Source organism: Mesorhizobium sp. M1050 (assembly GCF_040318715.1).
Taxonomy (GTDB): domain Bacteria; phylum Pseudomonadota; class Alphaproteobacteria; order Rhizobiales; family Rhizobiaceae; genus Mesorhizobium.
Genome location: NZ_JAMYMV010000001.1, coordinates 177,049 through 197,807, shown reverse-complemented (window position 1 = coordinate 197,807; position 20,759 = coordinate 177,049). Strand labels below are relative to the sequence as shown.

Sequence of the window (20,759 nt, the reverse complement as noted above, 5' to 3'; positions counted from 1 at the left end):
CTCGTTTGGTGTTGTGGATGAATCCGAGCGGCAAAGACTAGGCCGCGTCGCGGGTCTTTTCGATGCGCGAGCGGATCGCCTCGATCATCGTCTCACGGATAACCGTCTCGCCATGCGTTTCGCGCATGTGCTCGACGACACGACGCATGACCTCGGCCTCCTCGTCGGCACGCGTGTGCCAGTCACAGCCGGGCACGAGCGACCCGCAGTGAAATTCCTTCATGCGATTTCTCCTTTTCCTCCGTGGAGCCCGATCGAGGCTCCGGCACTTTCCTGGCTCATGGTCCGATTTCAGGATTGAATCCGTGGAGCCGCGAGCGGGTGGAAAGCATAACACAGATGGGGTGGTATCGGTTGCCGTCAACGGCAAAAAGGGCGAAACAGCTCTGCTCCGCCCTTTCGCGCTAGCCCGAAGCAGGACCAGACATCATCATCTTGCCCTGCTTTGGCAGGCCATCACTTCGCGATCTTGACGGCCTCGGCGACTTTTTTCTTGCCGCTCATCTCCCATGAGACGCGGACCTTTTCACCGACCTGCAGGCCAGGATCCTTGAAGGTCTTGGGAAGCGTAAAGGACGATCCGTCATCGAGGACAAGGCTCATGGCCGTTGCGTCAAAGGTCTTGATCGTGCCGGTGGTGTGCTTGATGGCGGCGAACGCCACCGAACCGGAAGCGAGAAGGGCAGCGGCGGCAGCCGAAACAATGATCTTGCGCATTGTGAAGTACTCCTGAAGGGCGGGTATCCTTTTGACGAATGTGTCCCGCATCGTCTGGGCCGTCCGGTCGCGTCGGGTCGCGGCTCGCTTGTTTTGAGGCAATTCCGAACGGAAAATCGTTTAACGCTTTCCTGGAATTGCGCTCAGGCGAACCGCCGGCGCTTCCCGACCCGGCGCAACAAATAGACCAGCCTTTTCAAGAGCCTATTAGACGAAAAATAAATTTTCGCCGCACCTCATGCCACATTCGACGCCGCATTTCGAGCGAATGGGACATCAATGCGGCTCACGCCGCGCTCACCATTTTGTTACGGCCAGCGGACCTCAGGTGGAAGGCTGGAGAGGATCGCTTCGACATTGCCGCCGGTCTTCAGGCCGAAGATGGTGCCGCGATCGTGAAGCAGGTTGAATTCGACGTAGCGGCCGCGGCGGATGAGCTGCTCGTCGCGATCACCGTCGGTCCAGTTCTCGTTGAAGTTGGCGCGCACGAGGTGGCCGTAGACGACGAGAAAAGAGCGGCCGACATCCTGGACGAAGTTGAAGTCGGCATTCCAGCCGCCTCTGTCCTCGCCCGAATGCAGCCAGTCGAAGAAGATGCCGCCGGTGCCGCGCGGTTCGTTGCGGTGCGGAAGATAGAAGTACTCGTCGCACCAGGCCTTGAATTTCGGGTAGTCGGCGACGCCGGCATTCTTCTCGCAAGCGAACTGCATGGCGCGATGGAAGGCGACGGTATCGGGATCGTCCTGTGTGCGGCGGCGGTCGAGAACCGGCGTCAGATCGGCGCCGCCGCCGAACCATTGGCTGGATGTAACCACCATGCGCGTGTTCATGTGCACGGCGGGAACGTTGGGATTCCACGGGTGAGCAATCAGCGAAATGCCGGATGCCCAAAAGCGCGGATCTTCCTCGGCGCCGGGCATCAGCTTCCTGAATTCGGGAGAGAACTCGCCATAAACCGTCGAGGTATGAACGCCGACCTTCTCGAAGACGCGGCCGTACATCATCGACATGGTGCCGCCACCGCCGCGGCCCTCGTCTCGTTCCCAGGGCGTCTTTTCGAAACGGCCTGGCGACCACGAGGCCAGTGGGCCGCCAAGATCCTGTTCGATCTGTTCAAGCCCGGCGCAGATGCGTTCGCGCAATGCCTCGAACCACAGGCGCGCCTTGATCTTCTTCTGCTCGATGTCGGCGGGCAGGCCAGCCGGTATTTCAGGTCGTTCCAAGTGCCGTCTCCGGTTGCGGGGGCGATGAGTCCGACAAATGACTCGTCTTTTGCCGGCGCGATCCCTAATCTCTTAAGGGCAAGGGTCAAGTCACTTTGGTTTTGCGCATGATCCTTTCCGAAACTCGATTCCGATTTCGGGTTCATGCGCCAGGTGCAAGGAGTTGTTTCGTGCGCACTCCGGCAAGACCGCCGCTGGATGGCCTGAAGAAAAGGCTGGACCAAAGCCGGGCCGAACGCGCACGCATGCCGCGCGACGGTTTCTTGCGCGAGACCTTCGTGCTGCCGCGCTCCGATGCGCGGCTCAAAGCCAAGGAATGGTTCGATCGCTTTCCCAAGCAGGCCTACTGGACCGAGATCGAAAGCTGGTTCGAGCGGCCGGGCGATGTGATCGAGTTCACCATCAGGCGGTTGCCGGCGGCGGATTAGGTTCTCCTCGCCCCGTTTGCGGCGAGTTGAGTGTGGTCCGCACAGCGGGCGAAATCCAACTGCTTTCTTTTCGTACGACAAACGCCGGCAAGCGGGTGAGGGTGGCGCGAAGCTCTGAATGCTGGCGCTGCCCCTCATCCGCCTTCAGTTCGTTCAGGCACCTTCTCCCCGTGAACGGGTAGACGGAAGAGCAACCAGCCTTCTCGCGCCCGTCCCCTCCCTTGCCAGCCGGTCGCCCTTGTTCCGCAGCGGGCATTTGTCGATCGACATGCAGCCGCAGCCGATGCAGTCGGTCAGCCCGTCGCGCAGTTTCTTCAACTGGGCGATCTTGTGGTCGAGCCCGTCGCGCCAGGCGGTCGATAGCAGGTTCCAGTCGTCGCGCGTCGGCGTGCGGCCCTCGGGCAGCGAGGCCAGGGCCGGGCCGATCTCGGCCAGCGAGATACCGACCTCCTGCGCCACCTTGATGATCGCCACACGCCGCAGCACGTCGCGGCCGTAGCGGCGCTGGTTGCCTGACGTGCGGTGGCTGCGGATCAGCCCACGGGCCTCATAGAAATGCAGCGCCGACACCGCCACACCGCTGCGCATGGCCACTTGGCCGACCGTCAATTCCGTTACCGGTGCCATCTCTGTTTTTCGTTCCGATTTTTCCGCTTGACCTCAAGTTAAGTTGAGCTTGTAGCGAAGAAGCCAAGGATCTGCAAACGAAGGAGGAGGCGATGTGCGCCTGGGTCAAGATGGCGGGAGACGGAGTGCCGTTAGCCGAGTTGCCGGATGGCTTCGCCCGCCACCATGGCGACGGAAAGCGCGACGTTGATGCTGCGCGCCGCGCCCTGCATTGGTATGGTCAGCCGCGCATCCGCCGCCTGATGGACAGGATCCGGAACGCCTGCGGATTCGCGGCCGAACAGAAGGATGTCGCCATCGGCGAAGGCAAAGCTGGTGTAAGGGGTCGTGGCTTTGGTCGACAGCAGCACCAGCCGGCGCTCGCTGGCTTTGCGCCAGTCCTCGAAGGCGTGCCAGTCGACATGCCGGGTCAGGGCAGCCATTTCGAGGTAATCCATGCCGGCTCGCTTGAGCGTTTTGTCGGAGAGCGGAAAGCCGGCCGGTTCGATGATGTCGACGCCGAGCCCGAGGCAAGCGGCGAAACGCAGGATTGTCCCGGTGTTGCCGGCGATATCCGGCTGGTAGAGCGCGATGCGGAGACGGCAGTTCATTTCCGCGTCCTTCTAATAAGTGGCAGATCGGCCACAGAGGGCTCGCGGTTTTGGAAAATGCTGGACCTGCGGGTGGCCATTTTCTGCGAAGTCGGGTATGTCAGCTCCATTGTCAACCCGAACCGATGGAGGGGTAATTCATGATGACCATGCACACTCAGCGCCCCTCTCGTGGGCTTACCTGCCTGCTGGCGGCTTCGGTACGACAATTCTCCTGACTCTCTAAGACTTGATCGCACCGATTCCCGCCGAAACGATTTTTCGGCTCTCGAAGGAATCCTGCGATGTTTTTCAAAAAGTCAAAAGGGCTGAACGCCCCACTTGGACCTGTCCGGACCGATGCTGTCCGTCGTGTCCAGACCGATGCTTATCGTGTCCGGACTGACGCAATGCGTGCCTCCGGCCGAATGCCGGCGGACGATGTTGCTTCGCCTTTTTATCTCGATTTTCACACGGAGGATGGACCGATGTTCGATCCCTACAGAATACCGGGCTCAAGAAGCCTGCATATCCACCGACTGCCGACCTGGGCGCTGCTCATCGGCGAGACCTATTCGTCGGCGGTTCACGCCGAAGTCCGCCGCCGGCCGCATCGCGGCATGCTGCCGGATGTCGATTTCTCGCGCGCGGTTCCCGACCACAGCCGGCCGTCGCTGGTGCGCCGGATCATCCGGCTGATCAGGCCTGGCGCGAAAGTCCGGATCGTGAACAGTGCGCCGTCAGGATCGTCAGGCGCACCTGTCGGCGAAAAGCCCGCGAGCCCCTATATTGCGCGAAGCAAGGCGGACGGTCCGGATGATTCCGGACCGTCGGCCCGCGGCGCCATTCGTTCTGCGGACCTTGTACGTTCGCGCGCCGCATAAGCGGAAAACAGAGTTCATGAGCATGACCTATGTTGTTGTTTAGCTGGTTTGAAAGACGGCTCGATCCGTTCCCCGCGGCGGAACCGGTCGAGCCGCCCAGGACGCTGGTGGCCTTCTGCGTGCATTATACGCGCGGTGCCTGGCCCTACATCCTTCTCGACGCGGTGCTGGTGACGGCCATCGCGATCGCGGAAGTGTGGATGTTCGGCTTCCTCGGCCGCATCGTCGACTGGCTGTCGGGGCAGAATCGCGAAACCTTCCTGCAGACGGAAGCCTGGAAGCTCGCCGGCATGGCCTTCATCGTGCTGTTCGCGTTGCCGGGCACGGTATGGCTGCATTCGCTTCTCAACCAGCAGACATTGATGGGCAACTATCCCATGCGCATCCGCTGGCAGGTGCATCGCTACCTGCTCAAGCAGTCGATGAGCTTCTACCAGGACGAGTTCGCCGGCCGCATAGCGACCAAGCTGATGCAGACCGCGCTCGCCGTGCGCGAATGCGTCATCAAGCTGATCGACGTCCTGAACTACGTCATCGTCTATTTTCTTGGCATGCTGTTCATCGTCGGTTCGGCCGACTGGCGGCTGGCGTCGCCTCTGGGCGTCTGGCTGGTCGGCTACATCCTGTTGCTGCGCTATTTCATTCCGAAGCTGGGCAAGGTCGGCGAGGAGCAGGCCAATGCGCGCTCGACCATGACCGGGCGTGTCGTCGACAGCTACTCCAACATCCAGACGGTCAAGCTGTTCAGCCATGCACGCCGCGAGGCTTCGTTTGCGCGGGAAGGCATGGCCGGCTTCCTCCAGACCGTCTATCGGTCGATGCGGCTGGTGACGGTGCTTTTCGGCCTGCTCTACATCATGAATTCGCTGCTCTTGTTTTCGGTCACGGCGATGGCGCTGTGGCTGTGGCTCGGGCAGTCGGTCACGATCGGCGCTGTCGCCGTGGTCATCGGACTCGTGCTCAGGCTGTGGGGCATGTCGCAATGGATCATGTGGGAAATGTCGGGCCTGTTCGAGAATATCGGCACGGTGCAGGACGGCATCGCCTCGATCTCGTTGCCGCGTCTGGTCGAGGACAGGCCGGGCGCCAAGGACATCGCCGTCTCCAAGGGCGAGATCCGCTTCGAGAATATCCGCTTCCATTATGGCAAGCGGAAAGGGGTGATCGAGGACCTGTCGCTGGCGGTGAAGCCGGGAGAAAAGGTCGGTATCGTCGGCCGCTCGGGCGCCGGCAAGTCGACGCTGGTCAATCTCCTGCTGCGTTTCTACGACCTGGAGAGCGGAAAGATCCTGATCGACGGCCAAGAGATCGCTGGTGTGACGCAGGATTCGCTGCGCGCCCAGATCGGCATGGTCACGCAGGACACCTCACTGCTGCATCGTTCCGTGCGTGAGAACATCCTCTATGGCCGGCCCGACGCCGCGGAAGAAATGCTTGTCGAGGCAGCGCGGCGCGCCGAGGCGCTGGATTTCATATCAGGGCTTTCGGACGCCAGCGACCGCAAGGGCTTCGATGCCCATGTCGGCGATCGCGGTGTCAAATTGTCCGGTGGCCAGCGGCAACGCATCGCAATTGCTCGCGTTATGTTGAAAGACGCACCTATACTTATCCTTGACGAGGCCACCTCGGCGCTTGATTCCGAAGCCGAGGCGGCAATCCAGGAGAATCTCTACAAGCTTATGCAAGGCAAGACCGTCATCGCCATCGCGCACCGGCTGTCGACCATCGCGGCGATGGACAGGCTTGTGGTGATGGACGAGGGCCGTGTCATCGAGGAAGGTTCGCACGACGAACTCGTCGCCAAGGGCGGGCTCTACGCGCAGCTCTGGCAGCGCCAGTCGGGCGGGTTCCTGCTCGCGGACGGTCCGGCCGACGCCGCCCCAGCTGACGCCGCAAATGACGCACTTGCAAAGGGCCAAGCTGCCGAATGATGACTGCCGTCTATCGCTGGTTCGAGAACTGGGTCTATCCGTTCAGGGAGCCAGCGAATCTTCGGCCACCGACCAGCGTCGGCGGCTTTCTCTGGCACTATGTCGGCCAGGCGAAGTTCGCCTTCTTCGCCATGCTGGTCATCGGCGGCATCGCGCCGCTGGTGGAGGCCGGCCTGTTCTACTTCGTCGGGCGGCTGGTCGATATTCTCGACCAGCTTCCCGCCGAGCGCAGCTGGCATGCCTTGTGGAATGCCGCCGGCCCTGAACTGGTGTTCATGATCGCGGTGGTGCTGGTCATCCGGACCATCGTCGTTGGCCTGTCGGCGCTGGTCGACGAACAGACGATCACGCCCGGCTTCTACAATCTGGTGCGCTGGCAGGCGCACAGGCATGTGTCGCGCCAGTCCTACGCCTTCTTCCAGAACGATTTTGCCGGCCGCATTGCCACCAAGGTCTGGCAGGCGGGCCAGGCGACCGGCGACCTGATGGAAAGCTTCATCGAGGTCGTCTGGTTCATGATCGTCTACACTGTGACGACGCTGGCGCTGGTCGCTGGCCTCGATCTCAGGCTGGCGGTGCTGGTGGTGATCTGGATTTCCGCCTTCGGCTGGCTGGCCAAGCTCTATCTGCCGGCGATCCGCAAGCACGCGGAGGAAACCGCCGAAGCCGGCTCGATGATCACTGGCCGCATCGTCGATTCCTATTCCAACGTGCAGACGCTGAAACTGTTCTCGGCCGACGGCGACGACCGCTACATCAAAAACGGCTTCGACATCTATCTCGACGCGCTGCGCCCCTTCACCCGCCGGCTGACCGGCGTGCGAATGGCGCTGACGACGCTGTCGGGCACTATGATCACGGCAATCGGCTGCTTTGCCGTCTATCTCTGGGTCGAAGGCTCGATCACCGTCGGCGCGGTCGCTTTCACGCTGTCGCTGGTGCTGCGGCTCAACATGCTGCTCGGGCGGCTGATGATGCAGCTCAACAGCATATTGCGAAACCTCGGCGTGCTGGAAAATTCCAAGGCGCTGATCTCGCAGCCACTTGGCCTGGTCGATGCACCCGACGCGAAGGAGCTCGTGGTGGCCGGCGGTCGCATCGAGGTGAAGAACGTCGAGTTCCATTACGGAAGGGGATTCGGCGTGCTTAACGGCATCGACCTTGCGGTGCGGCCGGGCGAAAAGGTCGGGCTGGTCGGGCCGTCGGGCGCCGGCAAGACGACGCTCGCCAATTTGATCCTGCGGCTCTATGACCTGGAACGCGGGCTAATCACCATCGATGGTCAGAACGTCTCCGATGTCACCCAGAATTCGCTGCGCGCCAATATCGGCGTCGTCAGCCAGGACACGACCCTGTTCCACCGTTCGCTGCGCGACAACATCAAGCTCGGCATGCCTGGCGCGACCGAGACGCAAGTGATCGCGGCGGCAAAGAAGGCCGAGGCGCACGAGTTCATCCTGGGCCTGCGCGACAATAGGGATCGTGTCGGCTACGAGGCCTTTGTCGGCGAGCGCGGTGTCAAACTGTCGGGCGGCCAGCGCCAACGCGTGGCGATCGCCCGCGTCTTCCTCAAGGACGCCCCGATCCTGATTCTCGATGAAGCAACCTCGGCGCTCGATTCCGACATCGAGGCGGCGATCCAGGAGAATCTCACGCGGCTGATGGAGAACAAGACGGTCATCGCCATCGCCCACCGGCTGTCGACGATCGCCGCGCTCGAACGGTTGGTGGTGCTCGACGGTGGCCGCATCGTCGAACAAGGCACGCATGACCAACTGGTGGCGTTCGATGGGCTCTATGCGCGGCTGTGGAAACGCCAGTCCGGCGGTTTTCTCTATCACGAGGACAGCTTGCTCGAAGAGACACGCCCGGCGGAGTAGCTCCATGGTTGGATATGCGGACCCAGAGATCGGCCCCGGGGTGAGCTATGTGCTCAAGCGGCTCCGGCCAACCACCCTGGCCTTCGATACGCTGAAGCAGGAAAGCCGGCTGGAAGGCTACTGGATGCTGGTGGGTCTGGCAGATGGCTGGGCAAGCGGCCGCAACAAGTTCCTGAGGCGCGGCGAGGCGCTGTACGGCGCCTGGAATGGCCGGGAACTCGTCGGTGTGTGCGGGCTGAACATCGATCCTTATTTCGAGGGCAGGGACCATGGCCGGGTCCGGCACCTGTTCGTCAGTGCGCGTCACCGTCGCACCGGCCTCGGCCGGATGCTGGTCGAGACCGTCGTCGACAGGGCGCGTCGCCATTTCGCCGTGCTGAACACACGCGCGCCGCACGAAGCCTTCGGTTTCTATGAACGGCTTGGCTTTCTGCGCGTGGAAGGCGAAGAATTCGTTACCCACCACATGATTTTCGGGAAAGGAGGCTGAAATGTCCTTGCGTCCGCCATCTCATCTTGCCGGCGCCTCGGCTGCCGAGGTCGCCTTCGACGCCCTCGGCCATGAGATATTGGCGGAGAAGGCAGCCGCACTCGGCCGCGCCGGCCAGCGGGTCGAGGAAACGCTGGCCAGGCTGCGCGACAATGCCGACGAGCAACTGCGCCCCCGGCTGCTCAAGGAGGCCGCCGAGGCGGTGCACGGCTATTTCATCCAGCGCGAACTGTGCGGATTGCGTAGGCATGACGCCGTCATCCGCGAATACAACATCCCGAAGGCCGTATTGGCGAGGCTCGGCGCGACCTAGAGATCATTCAAGCCATTCGGTGATGAACGTGCCGTTCTCGTGGATGTCGGTCGTTTCCAGCGCACCCGGCCCGAGATTGGTGAATTTGTGCGGCGTGTTCGGCGGCACGATCAGGATCTGGCCGGAGGAGGCTTCGATCTCCTTGTCGCCGACCGTGAACAGTCCGGTGCCCTGGCGGATGATGAAGATCTCTGCGTAGGGATGCGTGTGCAGCCGAGGACCGCCGCCGACATCGGGCAGGTAGTTGAAGATCAGGCAGGAGTTGGAGCCGTAGGCGCCGCATTGCAGTTCGCCCTTCCAGCGGTCGGAGCGAACGGCCCAGGTGTCGCGGTCTATCACGTATGCCATGATGGTAAGGATAGACCCGGCTGGCGCCCTTGTGTCGAGGCGCACAAGGGCATCGGATTTGCGGTTGTTTCCCTGCTGCTTAGCGATGTTTGACGGCTATCCGGCGTCGCATTGCCCGGCGGCGGATTTTGTCCCCGCGACAATCTGCCCTTGTGCCTTGATCCGTCTGGACAAAAACAGGCTTCACGCATAAACCGAGGTCCAAATGCTGGAGGAATTCGCAAGCCTGTTCGCCATGCGCTGTCGGGTTGGCGTAATTGAGCGGGGAAAAAGGCTCAGCCACCGGCACGGAAGAGGCGAAAGGATCAGGCACCCGTGAGCGCAACCGACACCCAGGATCCCAACCGTCGTGATTTTCTCTACGTCGCCACCGGCATGGCCGCAGTGGTCGGCGCGGGTGCATTCGCGTGGCCGTTCATCGACCAGATGCGCCCCGATGCCTCGACGCTGGCGCTCGCCTCGGTTGAGGTCGACGTCGCCTCGCTGACGCCGGGCATGTCGCTGATCGTCAAGTGGCGCGGCAAGCCTGTCGTGGTGCGCAACCGCACCGAACAGGAAATGAAGGACGGCGAGGCGGTCAAGCTGGCCGATCTCAAGGACCCGATCGCGCGCAACGCCAATCTGCCGGCCGACGCACCGGCGACCGATGCCAACCGCACCACGCCCGGCAAGGAAGCCTGGATGGTGATGGTTCAGGTCTGCACGCATCTGGGCTGCATTCCGCTCGGCCAGGAAGGCGATTTCGGCGGCTGGTTCTGCCCGTGCCACGGATCGCAATATGATACCGCCGGACGCATCCGCAAAGGCCCGGCCCCGGAGAACATGGCGGTGCCGGTATTCAAGTTCATTTCCGATACCAAGATCCTTATCGGTTGAGGCAGGGGATATTTCGATGAGCGAGGGACACTCGACCTATACGCCCAAAACCGGTCTCGGACGCTGGTTCGACGCCCGCATGCCGCTGCCGCGGCTGGTCTATGACAGCTTCATCGCCTATCCGGTGCCGCGCAACCTCAACTATGCGTGGACCTTCGGCGGCATCCTGGCGATCATGCTGGTAGCACAGATGCTGACCGGCATCGTGCTGGCCATGCACTACACGGCCGATAGCAATCTTGCCTTCGGCTCGGTCGAAAAGATCATGCGCGACGTGAATTCGGGCTGGCTGCTGCGCTACTTGCATTCGAACGGCGCGTCGTTCTTCTTCATCGCCGTTTATATCCACATCTTCCGTGGCCTTTATTACGGCTCCTACAAGGCGCCGCGGGAGCTGCTGTGGATCCTCGGTTGCATCATCTATCTCCTGATGATGGCGACCGGCTTCATGGGCTACGTGCTGCCCTGGGGCCAGATGAGCTTCTGGGGCGCCACGGTCATCACCGGCTTCTTCACGGCCATTCCGCTGGTCGGCGACTGGATCCAGCAGCTGCTGCTCGGCGGCTTTGCTGTCGATAACCCGACGCTGAATCGCTTCTTTGCGCTGCATTACCTGCTGCCGTTCATGATTGCCGGCGTCGTCGTGCTGCACGTCTGGGCGCTGCATGTCGTCGGCCAGTCGAACCCGACCGGCATCGAGGTCAAGTCGAAGACCGACACCGTTGCGTTCACCCCTTATGCGACCATCAAGGACGCGTTCGGCATGCTCGTGTTCTTGTTCTTCTTCGCCTATTTCGTCTTCTACCTGCCGAACTATCTCGGCCATCCCGACAACTACACGGTCGCCAACCCGCTGAAGACCCCGGCCCATATCGTGCCGGAATGGTACTTCCTGCCGTTCTACGCCATCCTGCGCGCCATCACCTTCAATGTCGGGCCGATCAACTCCAAGCTCGGCGGCGTTCTGTGCCTGTTCGGCGCGATCGTCATGTTGTTCCTGGTGCCGTGGCTCGACACCTCGAAGGTGCGGTCGGCCGTCTATCGGCCCTGGTACAAGCTGTTCTTCTGGGTGTTCGTGGCCGATGCCGTCCTGCTGGGCTGGTTGGGCTCGCAGCCGGCGGAAGGCAGCTATGTGTTCATGGCGCAGATGGCGACGCTGGTCTACTTCGCCTTCTTCCTGGTCGCCCTGCCTGTGCTCGGTCTGATCGAGACGCCGCGAAGGCTGCCGAACTCGATCACCGAAGCAGTTCTCGAGAAGAACAAGGGCGGTGGCGGACATCCGGCTGGCGCCACGGCCGCACCAGAGACCAAGGGCTGAGCATGATCCCGAAAAGTGGGAACCGGTTTCCGGACAAGGCCATGCTCAAGCAGGAAGACAGACGGGTAGAGAATCTAAGGGGATTTGGCATGAAAAAGATTCTCACCTCGATGGCGCTGATCGGCCTTGTGGCCGCCGGCACCGGGGCAGCAAGCACTTGGGCGGTCGCCGCCGAAGAGGCACACAACGCGGCCAATCCGACGCATTTCCCGATCAACGAGCCGAAGGAAATGAGCTGGAGCTTCACCGGCCCGTTCGGCACCTATGACAAGGCGCAGTTGCAGCGCGGCCTCAAGGTCTACAAGGAAGTCTGCTCGGCCTGCCATTCGATGAACCTGGTGGCCTTCCGCACGCTGTCGGACCTCGGCTATTCCGATGCCCAGATCAAGACGCTGTCGGCGGAGTACACGATTCATGACGGCCCCAACGATGCCGGCGACATGTTCGACCGTCCCGGCAAGCCGTCCGATCATTTCCCGGCGCCCTTCGCCAATGACGAGGCCGCCGCTGCCTCCAATGGCGGTGCTGCACCGCCCGACATGTCGCTGCTGGCCAAGGCACGCGGCGTCGAGCGCGGCTTTCCGCAATTCGTCTTCGACATCTTCACGCAGTACGACGCGGGCGGTCCCGACTATATCCATTCGCTGCTGACCGGCTACGACCAGACGCCGCCGGCCGGCATGGTGATCCCGGAAGGCACCCACTACAATCCGTACTTCATGTCCAGCGTGTCGCTGAAAATGCCCAAGCCGTTGTCCGATGGTCAGGTGACCTATGACGACGGCTCGCCACAGACCGTCGACCAGTATTCCCGCGACGTTGCGACCTTCCTGATGTGGGCGGCCGAGCCGCACATGGAAGATCGCAAGAAGACCGGCTTCCGCGTTCTGGTGTTCCTGTTGCTGTTCGGTGCACTGGTCTATCTCACCAAGCGCAAGGTGTGGGAAGGCGTGGCGCATTAAGCGACACAGCCATTTGATCACAAAAGGGCGCCGAGGGGCGCCCTTTTTGCTGAACGGGGGTTGGCGACATGGTGGTCAGGTGCGTTCTTGTCGCACAGGTCCGTTGGCACGGCGCCCTATGGTATGCCACACAGCATCTTTGAAAAAAGAATTGTCGACGGCATGGTGTTTGGATTTCGATGATGCGGCTCAGCGACTGTCACAACTTTTCCGATTTCCGCCGCATTGCGCAGCAGCGGCTGCCGGGGCCTATCTTCAACTACATCGACGGCGCGGCGGACGATGAGGTCACCTATCGCCGCAACACCGAAAGCTTCGACACCTGCGACCTGGTTCCCAATGTCTTGCGCGGGGTGAGCGAGATCGACATGTCGGTGACGGTCATGGGCCAGAAGCTGGCGATGCCGTTCTATTGCTCGCCGACCGCCTTGCAGCGGCTGTTCCACCATCAGGGCGAGCGCGCGGTCGCCAAGGCCGCCGCCAAATATGGCACGATGTTCGGGGTCTCCTCGCTTGGCACCGTCAGCCTTGAAGAAGCGCGCCGGATCAGCAGCAGCCCGCAGGTCTATCAGTTCTATTTCCATAGAGATCGCGCACTCAATCGGGCGATGATGCAGCGGGCAAAGGGGGTTGGCGTCGAGGTGATGATGCTGACCGTCGACAGCATCACCGGGGGAAATCGCGAGCGCGACAAACGCACCGGCTTCGCCATTCCCTTCAAGCTCAATCTGGCCGGGATGCTGCAGTTCGCGCTCAAGCCGGCCTGGGCGATCAACTATTTCACCCATGAGGGGTTCAAGCTGCCGCAGCTCGACGAGCATGCCGACATGGGTGGCGGCACGATGTCGATCAGCCGCTACTTCACCGAGATGCTCGACCCGTCGATGACATGGGACGACGTCGCCGAGATGGTCAAGCTGTGGTCGGGTCCGTTCTGCCTTAAGGGCGTCATGTCGGTTGAGGATGCCAGGCGTGCCGTGGACATCGGCTGCAGCGGAATTGTGCTGTCGAACCATGGCGGCCGGCAGCTGGATGGCTCGCGGGCGGCGTTCGACCAGTTTGCCGAGATCGTCGATGCGGTCGGAGACAGGATCGACGTCATCATGGATGGCGGTGTGCAGCGCGGCACGCATGTGCTGAAGGCGCTGTCGCTCGGCGCAAAGGCCGTCGGCGTCGGCCGCTATTATCTGTTCCCGTTGGCAGCGGCCGGCCAGCCCGGCGTCGAACGGGCGCTTGAACTGATGCGGGCCGAGATCGAACGCGGCATGAAGCTGATGGGCTGCAGTTCGATCGAACAATTGTCGCGCAACAATCTCCGTTTCAGGTAATCTCGACACATGAAATCCTCACTAGAAGACACGCTGCTTGCCGCGATCCGCACCATTCCGGACTATCCCAAGCCCGGTATCCTGTTTCGCGACATCACCACGCTGCTCAGCAATGCGCGCGCCTTCCGCCGCGCCATCGACGAGCTGGTGCATCCTTATGCCGGCCAGAAGGTCGACAAGATCGCCGGCATCGAGGCGCGCGGCTTCATCCTCGGCGGCGCTGTCGCCCATCAGCTCTCGGCGGGTTTCGTACCGATCCGCAAGAAGGGCAAGCTGCCCTTCGAGACGGTGCGCGTCGCCTACAGCCTGGAATACGGGCTGGACGAGATGGAGATGCACAAGGACGGCGTTTCGCCCGGCGAGAAGGTGATCCTGGTCGACGATCTGATCGCCACCGGCGGCACCGCTGAGGCGGCGGTCAAGCTGCTGCGCCAGATCGGCGCGGATATCCTCGCCGCCTGCTTCGTCATCGACCTGCCGGACCTGGGCGGCCGCGCGAAGCTCGAAGCGCTCGGCGTGCCGGTGCGGACGCTGATTGGGTTTGAAGGGGTTTGAAAAGCGATTGATCACGACCGCCCGGGCGGTCCCCGCTGCTTCGCAGCATTCGTTGGCCTTTCATCGTGCCGCTGGCACGATGAATTCGCCGAACCGGCTACTCACCCGTCTTCACCAGCACTGCGCTCTCGAACTCCAGCACCATGTCGCCGGTCGACTCAAAAGCCTCACATCGCAGGGCCAGCAGCCGCCAGCCGGGGCGTGAGGCGATCGGGCGGTGCGACAGCGCCGTGCGCGTGAAAGTGATGGTTTGCCCGGCATAGACCGGCTTCAGCCATTTCAGGTTCTTGAAACCGGGCGAGGGGCCAAATTCCGGCACCGGACCGGGGCCGCTCCACGCAGGGATCTCGGCGTCCATGCGATTTTCGAGATTAAGTTTCATCCAGGTCGCCGCCGTGTGCCAGCCGGAAGCGCAGAGCCCGCCGAGCACGCTCTTCTTCGCTGCGTCCTCGTCGACATGGAAGATTTGCGGGTCGTATTTGCGTGCGAACGCCTTGATCGCCTCGGGCTCGAATGTGTGCGAGCCGAGCGTCACGGTGGTGCCGATGCGGAAGAATTCGTCCAGTGTCATGCTTGGCTCCTCGCGGCATCGCGCGTGAGGAACATGGCGGAATTCTCAAGCTCGAAGACGCTTTCGCCACGCTGGTTGAACAGCTCGCTGCGCATTGTCACGAAGCCGAGTTGCGGCTTCGATTTCGACAGGCGCTTGGCAACAACCACTAGGGTGCCGGTGAGCTGGTCGCCGGCCAGGACCGGCTTCTTCCATTTGACATGGTCGACACCGGGTGCGCCCTGGCAGGTGGAGTCCAGCAGGAACGCATCGCACAGCATGCGCATGAACACGGCGCAGGTGTGCCAGCCAGACGCCGCGAGACCGCCGAGGATGCTGGCCTTACCCGCCTCCTCGTCGAGATGCATCGGCTGCGGGTCGAATTCTCCAGCGAATTCGACGATCTCGGCGGCGCTCACCAGCTTGCTACCGAGATCGAGCGACGCACCCTCGACGAAATCCTCATAGGCCCAGGTTTTTGTTTTTGCAGTCATGGTCTGAAATCCGGCTGACGAAGGGTTTCCGGATGCAGGCCGCAGCACATTTGGTCAAGAGATTTCTATAGCGCCAAGTCGTGGCTGCATGGCCTTTGGCGGGCGGATCAGAGCCAACCGCGGCGCCGGAAATACCAGAACGGCAGGATCGCCGACAACACCATCATGGCAATTGCGAAGGGATAGCCCAGTTCCCATTTGAGCTCGGGGATGACGTCGAAGTTCATGCCGTAGATCGAGGCGACCAGCGTCGGCGGCAGGAAGATGACGGCGGCAACCGAGAAGATCTTGATGATGGCGTTCTGCTCGATCGAGATCATGCCAAGCGTCGCGTCGAGCAGGAAGGAAATCTTCTGCGACAGGAAGGTGGCGTGGTCGGCGAGCGACAGCACGTCGCGGGACAGCGTCTTGATGCGCGCCTTGGTGTCCTTGCTCATCTTGGTGCGGGTCGAGGCATGGGCGAAAAAGCCGGCCAGGCGCTGCAGCGAGATCAGGCTGTCGCGGATCGAGGAGGCGATGTCCTCCTTGCGGCCGATCGCTTTCAAAAGCTCCTGGAAGTCGCGGTTGCGCTTGGAGACCTTGGTCGACCGCGCCTCGAAGATGTCGCGCGAGATTACTTCGATGTCGCGGCCGGCGCGTTCCAGAATATCGGCGAGACGGTCGACGATCGCCTCCAGCAGCCCGATCAGGATGGTGTCGCCGCTGGTGCAGCCGGTCGCCACCTTCTCGGCGCGCTGCGGAAAGGTCTTGAAGGCCTTCGGTTCGTGGTAGCGCACGGTGATCAGCCTGGTGCCGGCCAGCACGAAGGTGACAGGCGACATCAGGGGATCGTCGATTTCGGTCTGGGCGGGCAGGGTGGCGGTCATGAAGTAGGCGCCATCCTCGACATAGAGGCGGCTCGAAATCTCGATCTCCTCCATCTCCTCGCGCGTCGGAATGGCGACGCCGAGCCACGCCTCGATCGCCGCTTCCTCTTCCTTGGTCGGGTTAAGCAGATCGGCCCAGACGACATTGTCGCTGTTTGCCAAGAGTTCATCGACGGCGCGCAGGCGGTCATTGTCCACGACGAAGGCCTTGATCATCGCCGGGTCTCCCTTGCTGGATTAAAGGGTGCGTTCGGATTGACGCGTCGTGTCGGATTGCACGGTTCTCGGCGCCAGCGCCGACCTCGCGCCTGCCGCTTAGACCTGTGGCATGACAAAATCAAGACAAGCGGCTGCCCGGCGGATGGGCGTCGGCCGCTCGGAAGAACTCGTCGAGAAAAAAGCTCGCCGGGATGTTTTGGATACCCGGCCGCTTGAGGCGTCAGGTGTTGAACTTGAACAGCAGGATGTCGCCGTCCTGGACCACGTATTCCTTGCCTTCGTCACGCGCCTTGCCGGCTTCCTTGGCCGCCACTTCGCCGCCAAGCGTGATGAAATCATTGTAGGCGATGGTCTGGGCGCGGATGAAGCCGCGCTCGAAATCGGTGTGGATGACACCGGCCGCCTGAGGGGCCTTGTCGCCCTTGTGGATGGTCCAGGCGCGCGTCTCCTTCGGCCCGACGGTGAAATAGGTGATCAGATGCAGCAGATCGTAGCCGGCGCGGATGACCTTGTTCAGGCCGGGTTCGTCGAGGCCCAGCGAGGACAGAAATTCCATCTCTTCCTCGTCGGAGAGCTGGGCGACTTCCGCCTCGATCGCCGCCGAGATCACCACGGTGCCCGCGCCCTGCGCGGCAGCCATCTTTTCCACGGCGCTGGTGTGCTCGTTGCCGGTGGCGGCATCTGCCTCGGCGACATTGCAGACGTAGAGCACGGGGTGCGAGGTCAGAAGGTTCAGCCCCTGCAGGATGCGCAGGTCTTCCGCCGAGATGCCCTTAAGCAGGATGCGGGTCGGCTTGCCGGCTTGCAGCAGTTCGAGCGCTGCCTCCATCATCGGCAGCACGGTGGTCGCTTCCTTGTCTTTGCTGCCGGCGCGCTTGCGGAATTGCACGATGCGGCGCTCGAGGCTGTCGAGGTCGGCGAGCATCAGCTCGGTTTCGACCGTCTCGGCGTCGGCAACAGGGTCGATGCGGCCTTCGACATGGGTGATGTCGTCATCCTCGAAGCAGCGCAGCACATGCACGATGGCGTCGACCTCGCGGATGTTGGCGAGGAACTGGTTGCCCAGCCCTTCGCCCTTCGAGGCGCCGCGCACCAGGCCGGCAATGTCGACGAAGGAGATGCGGGTCGGGATGATCTCTTTCGACTTGCCGATCGCCGCGATCTTCTGCAGGCGCGGATCGGGCACCGCTACCTCGCCGGTGTTCGGTTCGATGGTGCAGAACGGATAGTTGGCGGCCTGCGCCGCCGCCGTCCTGGTCAACGCGTTGAAAAGCGTCGACTTGCCGACGTTGGGCAAGCCAACGATGCCGCATTTGAAACCCATTTTTTGTCCGGTCCTATAGGGAAATAGAAATTTGATCAGGGCTATGGGCGATAGGGGTGATCAACGTCAAGCCCTGTGGCGCCGATCCCGCTCAGTCCTTGCCGCCGAACAGCTTCTTCAGCATGGCGGCCATCGGGCCGGTCTCAGGCGGTTTGGCGGGGGCCTGTTGCGGGCGTGCCTGGCGGATGTGGCTTTGGTGTTTGGGGCCCTGCTGCTTCTGCGCCGGCTTTTCTGGTTCCGTGCCGGCCTTGCCCTGGACGGCGAGGCTGACCTTGTTCATGAAGCCGGAGTCGTCGCCCTTGGCGATCATGGCGGCGTTCTCGGCGATTGCGTCGAGCAGCGGTTCGAGCCATTCGCGGTCGACCTTGTCGAAATCGCCGAGCACATGGTGCTGGACCATTTCCTTGACGCCGGGGTGACCGACGCCGATGCGCACGCGGCGGTAGGCGCTGCCGACATGGCCGTCGATCGAGCGGATGCCGTTATGGCCGCCGGCGCCGCCGCCGGTCTTGATGCGCAGCTTGCCTTCGGCAAGGTCGATCTCGTCATAGAAGACGGTGAGTGCGGACAGCTCGAGCTTGTAGAATCGCAGCGCTTCGCCGACCGACTGGCCGGACAGGTTCATGAAGGTCTGCGGCTTGATCAGGACGATCTTTTCGCCGCCGAGCGTGCCTTCTGAAATCAGGCCCTGGAATTTCTTCGACCAGGGCGAAAAGGAATGGCGGCGGGCGATTGCGTCCGCCGCCATGAAACCGACATTGTGGCGGTTGTTGGCATATTTCGCGCCCGGATTGCCGAGGCCTGCAAAGACAAGCATCGTCTGCTCCGAGCGGGAAAGAGTTATTTCTCTTCGGCGGCGGGAGCCGCTTCGGGTGCAGCCACTTCAGTCGTCTCTTCCGCCTCCGGCTTCATCGCCGACGAACCGGCAATGGTCGCGATGGTGAAGTCGCGGTCGGAGATCACAGGCTTCACACCAGCCGGCAGCTTGACCGACGAGATGTGGATCGAGTCGCCAATGTTGGCGCCGGTGAGATCGATGGTGATGAATTCCGGGATCGCATTGGCCGGGCAGTGGAACTCGACTTCGTGACGCACGATGTTGAGCACGCCGCCGCGCTTGATGCCGGGCGACCTGTCCTCATTGATGAAATGGACAGGCACGTCGACATTGACCTGGGTGTCCTTGCCGATGCGCAGGAAGTCGACATGGACAGGGAAATCCTTGACCGGGTCGAGCTGGAAGTCCTTCGGCAGGACCTGGATCTTCTTGCCGTCGACATCGATCGTGGCGATCGTGGTCAAAAACCCGCCGCCATGGATCTTGTAGTAGATGTCCTTGTAGGTGAGTGCGATCGCCAGGGGAGGCTGCTTGTCACCATAGATTACTGCAGGCACTTTACCGTTGCGGCGAACTGCACGGGCGGACCCCTTACCGACCTGTTCGCGTGCTTCGGCCTTGAGCTCGTAAGTGTCGTGGCTCATGGCATTTCCTTTCGGTTTGTTCTGGAGCGCTTACGGTTGGCAACCTGCCTGGCCGTAAACGTCGAAAGCCGACATACCCATGCATGATCTGGTCCGAAAACCGGAATCCACTTTTCGGGATCGTGCGGGAAGGCGGCCTTCCGCCGCGTTGCCTCCAAGGGTGTCTACGCGGGTGGCGGCTCTATAGCGGAAGGCGGCCGGAGGTGCAAGCCAAAGGCACGTCAGCCAAAGGCACGTCCGCCGGCGCGCAGTTCGGGGCGGTGATTATCCCCGCTTTTCGATGACGGCATAGAGCACGTTGCGGTTCTCGCCAAAGAACACCTGCGCGTTGACGGCGTTGCGGTCGACGCTGGCATTGACGATGTTCCACATGTCGACCTCCGATCGCAGCAGCAACACCCAGTCCATGAAGGTCTCCCGGTAGCCGGCGTCAGGATTGTCCTCGGCGTAGTTCGCGAAGAGAAATGTCCCGTTCGGCTTCAACATCTGCAGGCAGGTCTTCGTGAGTTTTACGGCGACGTTGTGCTGGAGGTAGTCGTAAAGGCCGGAGGCGTAGATGAAGTCGAACTTGCCCAGCCTGTGGCCCCTCGTGAGCACGGTCCGCACCGACCCGTCGACGGCCTCGATCGCGGTGCCCTGGAAGTCACGTGCGATCAACCCAACGCTCTGTGGATCCTGGTCGAGCGCAACCCAACGCTTGAGACGTCCTTCCGCCAGGGCGACCGAGCGATTGGCCTCCCGCAAATGCCCGGCCGCGATCGCCAGGATCTCGGTTTCCGGTCCGTTCTTGGCCGCGATCTCATCGACATAGCGGGTCAATAGGTCACGTCGTTCCCGTGCAGCGACGCAAGACGGGACGTCCTGGGTATGGGTATAGAGCGCCTTGCCGATCTCCGAGGCGTTTGCCACGCTCTCGGCCACGTGCGGATCACAATAGATGTAGTCGAGTAACTCCGCATCACCAGCATAACCTCTGGGCTTGCTGAAAGACCACCGCGTAAGCGGATCCTCGAGAAAATACTCCAGGACCGGATGGTTCTGCACCACCGGTATCAATGCTTGCCAAACGTCGGGATGAACTTTGGCACGTGTCGCGTTGAGGTGCGACATCAGACTACGAATGACCTCGGCGGGGTCCTTTCCTTGTTCGATTTGCTGATGGGTCGCATGGAGAATGAGTGCAAGCTCTGCACGAGCGGTTTCGAAGACTTCGCCGTGATCCTCGGGTCTTCCCCGAGGCAGACTTCCGGCGAGCATCTCGGCAGTAATCAGGCTTTTTCCATCAAGAACGGTTTGCACACCAACGCTCCATAGTTAACAGTCAGTTAACTTATTGCGTAGAATGCTCCATTTGCCAATGATGGGCCGGGCGCAT

At 61.9% G+C, this 20,759-nt stretch carries 24 protein-coding genes; 11 read left to right on the top strand and 13 right to left on the bottom strand.

What is annotated here, in order from left to right; all coding sequences use genetic code 11:
- Positions 1-37: 37 nt before the first annotated feature.
- The 3 genes from NKH57_RS01035 to hemF form a co-directional block, all read right to left on the bottom strand.
- The gene (locus tag NKH57_RS01035) at positions 38-223 is read right to left on the bottom strand and encodes a DUF1059 domain-containing protein (RefSeq protein WP_023760708.1); all 186 of its coding nucleotides are present in this window, start codon (positions 221-223) and stop codon (positions 38-40) included.
- 233 nt (positions 224-456) lie between these two features.
- Positions 457-717, bottom strand: coding sequence for a DUF1344 domain-containing protein (locus NKH57_RS01030; RefSeq protein WP_023760709.1), 261 nt, complete (start codon positions 715-717; stop codon positions 457-459).
- A 308-nt stretch (positions 718-1,025) separates the two neighbouring features.
- Positions 1,026-1,940, bottom strand: a complete 915-nt coding sequence (gene hemF, locus NKH57_RS01025; protein ID WP_352940959.1) for an oxygen-dependent coproporphyrinogen oxidase — start codon at positions 1,938-1,940, stop codon at positions 1,026-1,028.
- 170 nt (positions 1,941-2,110) lie between these two features.
- Between hemF and NKH57_RS01020 the strand changes: the two genes are divergently transcribed.
- On the top strand, positions 2,111-2,368 hold the full coding sequence (locus tag NKH57_RS01020) for a hypothetical protein (RefSeq protein WP_023760711.1): 258 nt from the start codon (positions 2,111-2,113) through the stop codon (positions 2,366-2,368).
- A gap of 153 nt (positions 2,369-2,521) precedes the next feature.
- Here NKH57_RS01020 and soxR read toward each other — a convergent pair whose 3' ends face one another.
- Both soxR and NKH57_RS01010 read right to left on the bottom strand, forming a co-directional pair.
- Positions 2,522-2,995 carry a redox-sensitive transcriptional activator SoxR gene (gene soxR / locus NKH57_RS01015; RefSeq protein ID WP_352940957.1) on the bottom strand — a complete coding sequence of 158 codons (474 nt, stop codon included), beginning with the start codon at positions 2,993-2,995 and terminating at the stop codon, positions 2,522-2,524.
- 131 nt (positions 2,996-3,126) lie between these two features.
- On the bottom strand, positions 3,127-3,585 hold the full coding sequence (locus NKH57_RS01010) for a tRNA (cytidine(34)-2'-O)-methyltransferase (protein WP_352940955.1): 459 nt from the start codon (positions 3,583-3,585) through the stop codon (positions 3,127-3,129).
- A gap of 467 nt (positions 3,586-4,052) precedes the next feature.
- Here NKH57_RS01010 and NKH57_RS01005 point away from each other — a divergent pair, with 467 nt between their 5' ends.
- From NKH57_RS01005 to NKH57_RS00985, 5 genes are read left to right on the top strand one after another with little or no spacing between them, the layout of a single operon-like run.
- Complete coding sequence (locus NKH57_RS01005; protein ID WP_352603494.1) at positions 4,053-4,448, top strand: hypothetical protein; 396 nt, start codon at positions 4,053-4,055, stop codon at positions 4,446-4,448.
- 29 nt (positions 4,449-4,477) lie between these two features.
- Positions 4,478-6,379 (top strand): ABC transporter ATP-binding protein, encoded by a 1,902-nt coding sequence (locus NKH57_RS01000; protein ID WP_352940953.1) that lies wholly within the window; start codon positions 4,478-4,480, stop codon positions 6,377-6,379.
- Positions 6,376-8,259, top strand: coding sequence for an ABC transporter ATP-binding protein (locus NKH57_RS00995; RefSeq protein WP_352940951.1), 1,884 nt, complete (start codon positions 6,376-6,378; stop codon positions 8,257-8,259). The genes NKH57_RS01000 and NKH57_RS00995 overlap by 4 nt, the downstream gene beginning before the upstream one ends.
- Positions 8,260-8,299: 40 nt before the next feature.
- Positions 8,300-8,749 carry a GNAT family N-acetyltransferase gene (locus NKH57_RS00990; RefSeq protein WP_352940949.1) on the top strand — a complete coding sequence of 150 codons (450 nt, stop codon included), beginning with the start codon at positions 8,300-8,302 and terminating at the stop codon, positions 8,747-8,749.
- Position 8,750: 1 nt separating this feature from the next.
- Positions 8,751-9,062, top strand: coding sequence for a DUF6665 family protein (locus NKH57_RS00985; RefSeq protein WP_352940948.1), 312 nt, complete (start codon positions 8,751-8,753; stop codon positions 9,060-9,062).
- 3 nt (positions 9,063-9,065) lie between these two features.
- Here NKH57_RS00985 and NKH57_RS00980 read toward each other — a convergent pair whose 3' ends face one another.
- Entirely contained in the window at positions 9,066-9,410 is a 345-nt protein-coding gene (locus NKH57_RS00980; RefSeq protein WP_352940946.1) for a cupin domain-containing protein, read from the bottom strand.
- Positions 9,411-9,725: 315 nt separating this feature from the next.
- On the opposite strand from NKH57_RS00980, the gene petA reads away from it, so the two are divergent.
- The 5 genes from petA to NKH57_RS00955 all read left to right on the top strand — a co-directional run bounded on the left by petA (position 9,726) and on the right by NKH57_RS00955 (position 14,449).
- Positions 9,726-10,286: a ubiquinol-cytochrome c reductase iron-sulfur subunit gene (gene petA / locus NKH57_RS00975; protein ID WP_013529984.1), complete on the top strand. Its 561-nt coding sequence runs from the start codon at positions 9,726-9,728 to the stop codon at positions 10,284-10,286.
- 16 nt (positions 10,287-10,302) lie between these two features.
- Positions 10,303-11,604 (top strand): cytochrome b, encoded by a 1,302-nt coding sequence (locus tag NKH57_RS00970; protein WP_352603480.1) that lies wholly within the window; start codon positions 10,303-10,305, stop codon positions 11,602-11,604.
- Between the two features lie 89 nt (positions 11,605-11,693).
- Entirely contained in the window at positions 11,694-12,566 is an 873-nt protein-coding gene (locus tag NKH57_RS00965; protein ID WP_352940943.1) for a cytochrome c1, read from the top strand.
- A gap of 182 nt (positions 12,567-12,748) precedes the next feature.
- Positions 12,749-13,894, top strand: coding sequence for an alpha-hydroxy acid oxidase (locus NKH57_RS00960; RefSeq protein WP_352940941.1), 1,146 nt, complete (start codon positions 12,749-12,751; stop codon positions 13,892-13,894).
- 9 nt (positions 13,895-13,903) lie between these two features.
- The gene (locus NKH57_RS00955) at positions 13,904-14,449 is read left to right on the top strand and encodes an adenine phosphoribosyltransferase (protein ID WP_023760724.1); all 546 of its coding nucleotides are present in this window, start codon (positions 13,904-13,906) and stop codon (positions 14,447-14,449) included.
- Positions 14,450-14,546: 97 nt separating this feature from the next.
- Here the strand turns inward: NKH57_RS00955 and NKH57_RS00950 are convergent, their stop codons facing one another.
- The 7 genes from NKH57_RS00950 to NKH57_RS00920 form a co-directional block, all read right to left on the bottom strand.
- Entirely contained in the window at positions 14,547-15,020 is a 474-nt protein-coding gene (locus NKH57_RS00950; RefSeq protein ID WP_352940939.1) for a MaoC family dehydratase, read from the bottom strand.
- Positions 15,017-15,493: a MaoC family dehydratase gene (locus NKH57_RS00945; RefSeq protein ID WP_352940937.1), complete on the bottom strand. Its 477-nt coding sequence runs from the start codon at positions 15,491-15,493 to the stop codon at positions 15,017-15,019. Before NKH57_RS00945 ends, NKH57_RS00950 begins: the two co-directional genes overlap by 4 nt.
- Before the next feature lie 107 nt (positions 15,494-15,600).
- Positions 15,601-16,575: a magnesium/cobalt transporter CorA gene (corA, locus tag NKH57_RS00940; RefSeq protein WP_023760726.1), complete on the bottom strand. Its 975-nt coding sequence runs from the start codon at positions 16,573-16,575 to the stop codon at positions 15,601-15,603.
- A gap of 223 nt (positions 16,576-16,798) precedes the next feature.
- Positions 16,799-17,902: a redox-regulated ATPase YchF gene (ychF, locus tag NKH57_RS00935; RefSeq protein ID WP_023760727.1), complete on the bottom strand. Its 1,104-nt coding sequence runs from the start codon at positions 17,900-17,902 to the stop codon at positions 16,799-16,801.
- 91 nt (positions 17,903-17,993) lie between these two features.
- Entirely contained in the window at positions 17,994-18,719 is a 726-nt protein-coding gene (pth, locus tag NKH57_RS00930; protein ID WP_352940934.1) for an aminoacyl-tRNA hydrolase, read from the bottom strand.
- Positions 18,720-18,742: 23 nt separating this feature from the next.
- Positions 18,743-19,384, bottom strand: a complete 642-nt coding sequence (locus NKH57_RS00925; protein WP_023760729.1) for a 50S ribosomal protein L25/general stress protein Ctc — start codon at positions 19,382-19,384, stop codon at positions 18,743-18,745.
- A 264-nt stretch (positions 19,385-19,648) separates the two neighbouring features.
- Positions 19,649-20,683: a class I SAM-dependent methyltransferase gene (locus NKH57_RS00920; RefSeq protein ID WP_023760730.1), complete on the bottom strand. Its 1,035-nt coding sequence runs from the start codon at positions 20,681-20,683 to the stop codon at positions 19,649-19,651.
- Positions 20,684-20,759: the final 76 nt, after the last annotated feature.

What these genes read in the sequence shown, in the direction of transcription:
- NKH57_RS00995 (WP_352940951.1), top strand. Translation starts at nt 6,376, where the DNA reads ATGATGACTGCCGTCTATCGCTGGTTCGAGAACTGGGTCTATCCGTTC.
- NKH57_RS00980 (WP_352940946.1), bottom strand. Translation starts at nt 9,410, where the DNA reads ATGGCATACGTGATAGACCGCGACACCTGGGCCGTTCGCTCCGACCGC.
- pth (WP_352940934.1), bottom strand. Translation starts at nt 18,719, where the DNA reads ATGCTTGTCTTTGCAGGCCTCGGCAATCCGGGCGCGAAATATGCCAAC.
- NKH57_RS00965 (WP_352940943.1), top strand. Translation starts at nt 11,694, where the DNA reads ATGAAAAAGATTCTCACCTCGATGGCGCTGATCGGCCTTGTGGCCGCC.
- NKH57_RS00985 (WP_352940948.1), top strand. Translation starts at nt 8,751, where the DNA reads ATGTCCTTGCGTCCGCCATCTCATCTTGCCGGCGCCTCGGCTGCCGAG.
- NKH57_RS00970 (WP_352603480.1), top strand. Translation starts at nt 10,303, where the DNA reads ATGAGCGAGGGACACTCGACCTATACGCCCAAAACCGGTCTCGGACGC.
- NKH57_RS01010 (WP_352940955.1), bottom strand. Translation starts at nt 3,585, where the DNA reads ATGAACTGCCGTCTCCGCATCGCGCTCTACCAGCCGGATATCGCCGGC.
- NKH57_RS01005 (WP_352603494.1), top strand. Translation starts at nt 4,053, where the DNA reads ATGTTCGATCCCTACAGAATACCGGGCTCAAGAAGCCTGCATATCCAC.
- NKH57_RS01035 (WP_023760708.1), bottom strand. Translation starts at nt 223, where the DNA reads ATGAAGGAATTTCACTGCGGGTCGCTCGTGCCCGGCTGTGACTGGCAC.
- NKH57_RS01030 (WP_023760709.1), bottom strand. Translation starts at nt 717, where the DNA reads ATGCGCAAGATCATTGTTTCGGCTGCCGCCGCTGCCCTTCTCGCTTCC.
- NKH57_RS00955 (WP_023760724.1), top strand. Translation starts at nt 13,904, where the DNA reads ATGAAATCCTCACTAGAAGACACGCTGCTTGCCGCGATCCGCACCATT.
- NKH57_RS01000 (WP_352940953.1), top strand. Translation starts at nt 4,478, where the DNA reads ATGTTGTTGTTTAGCTGGTTTGAAAGACGGCTCGATCCGTTCCCCGCG.
- ychF (WP_023760727.1), bottom strand. Translation starts at nt 17,902, where the DNA reads ATGGGTTTCAAATGCGGCATCGTTGGCTTGCCCAACGTCGGCAAGTCG.
- NKH57_RS00945 (WP_352940937.1), bottom strand. Translation starts at nt 15,493, where the DNA reads ATGACTGCAAAAACAAAAACCTGGGCCTATGAGGATTTCGTCGAGGGT.
- soxR (WP_352940957.1), bottom strand. Translation starts at nt 2,995, where the DNA reads ATGGCACCGGTAACGGAATTGACGGTCGGCCAAGTGGCCATGCGCAGC.
- corA (WP_023760726.1), bottom strand. Translation starts at nt 16,575, where the DNA reads ATGATCAAGGCCTTCGTCGTGGACAATGACCGCCTGCGCGCCGTCGAT.
- NKH57_RS00925 (WP_023760729.1), bottom strand. Translation starts at nt 19,384, where the DNA reads ATGAGCCACGACACTTACGAGCTCAAGGCCGAAGCACGCGAACAGGTC.
- NKH57_RS00960 (WP_352940941.1), top strand. Translation starts at nt 12,749, where the DNA reads ATGCGGCTCAGCGACTGTCACAACTTTTCCGATTTCCGCCGCATTGCG.
- NKH57_RS00950 (WP_352940939.1), bottom strand. Translation starts at nt 15,020, where the DNA reads ATGACACTGGACGAATTCTTCCGCATCGGCACCACCGTGACGCTCGGC.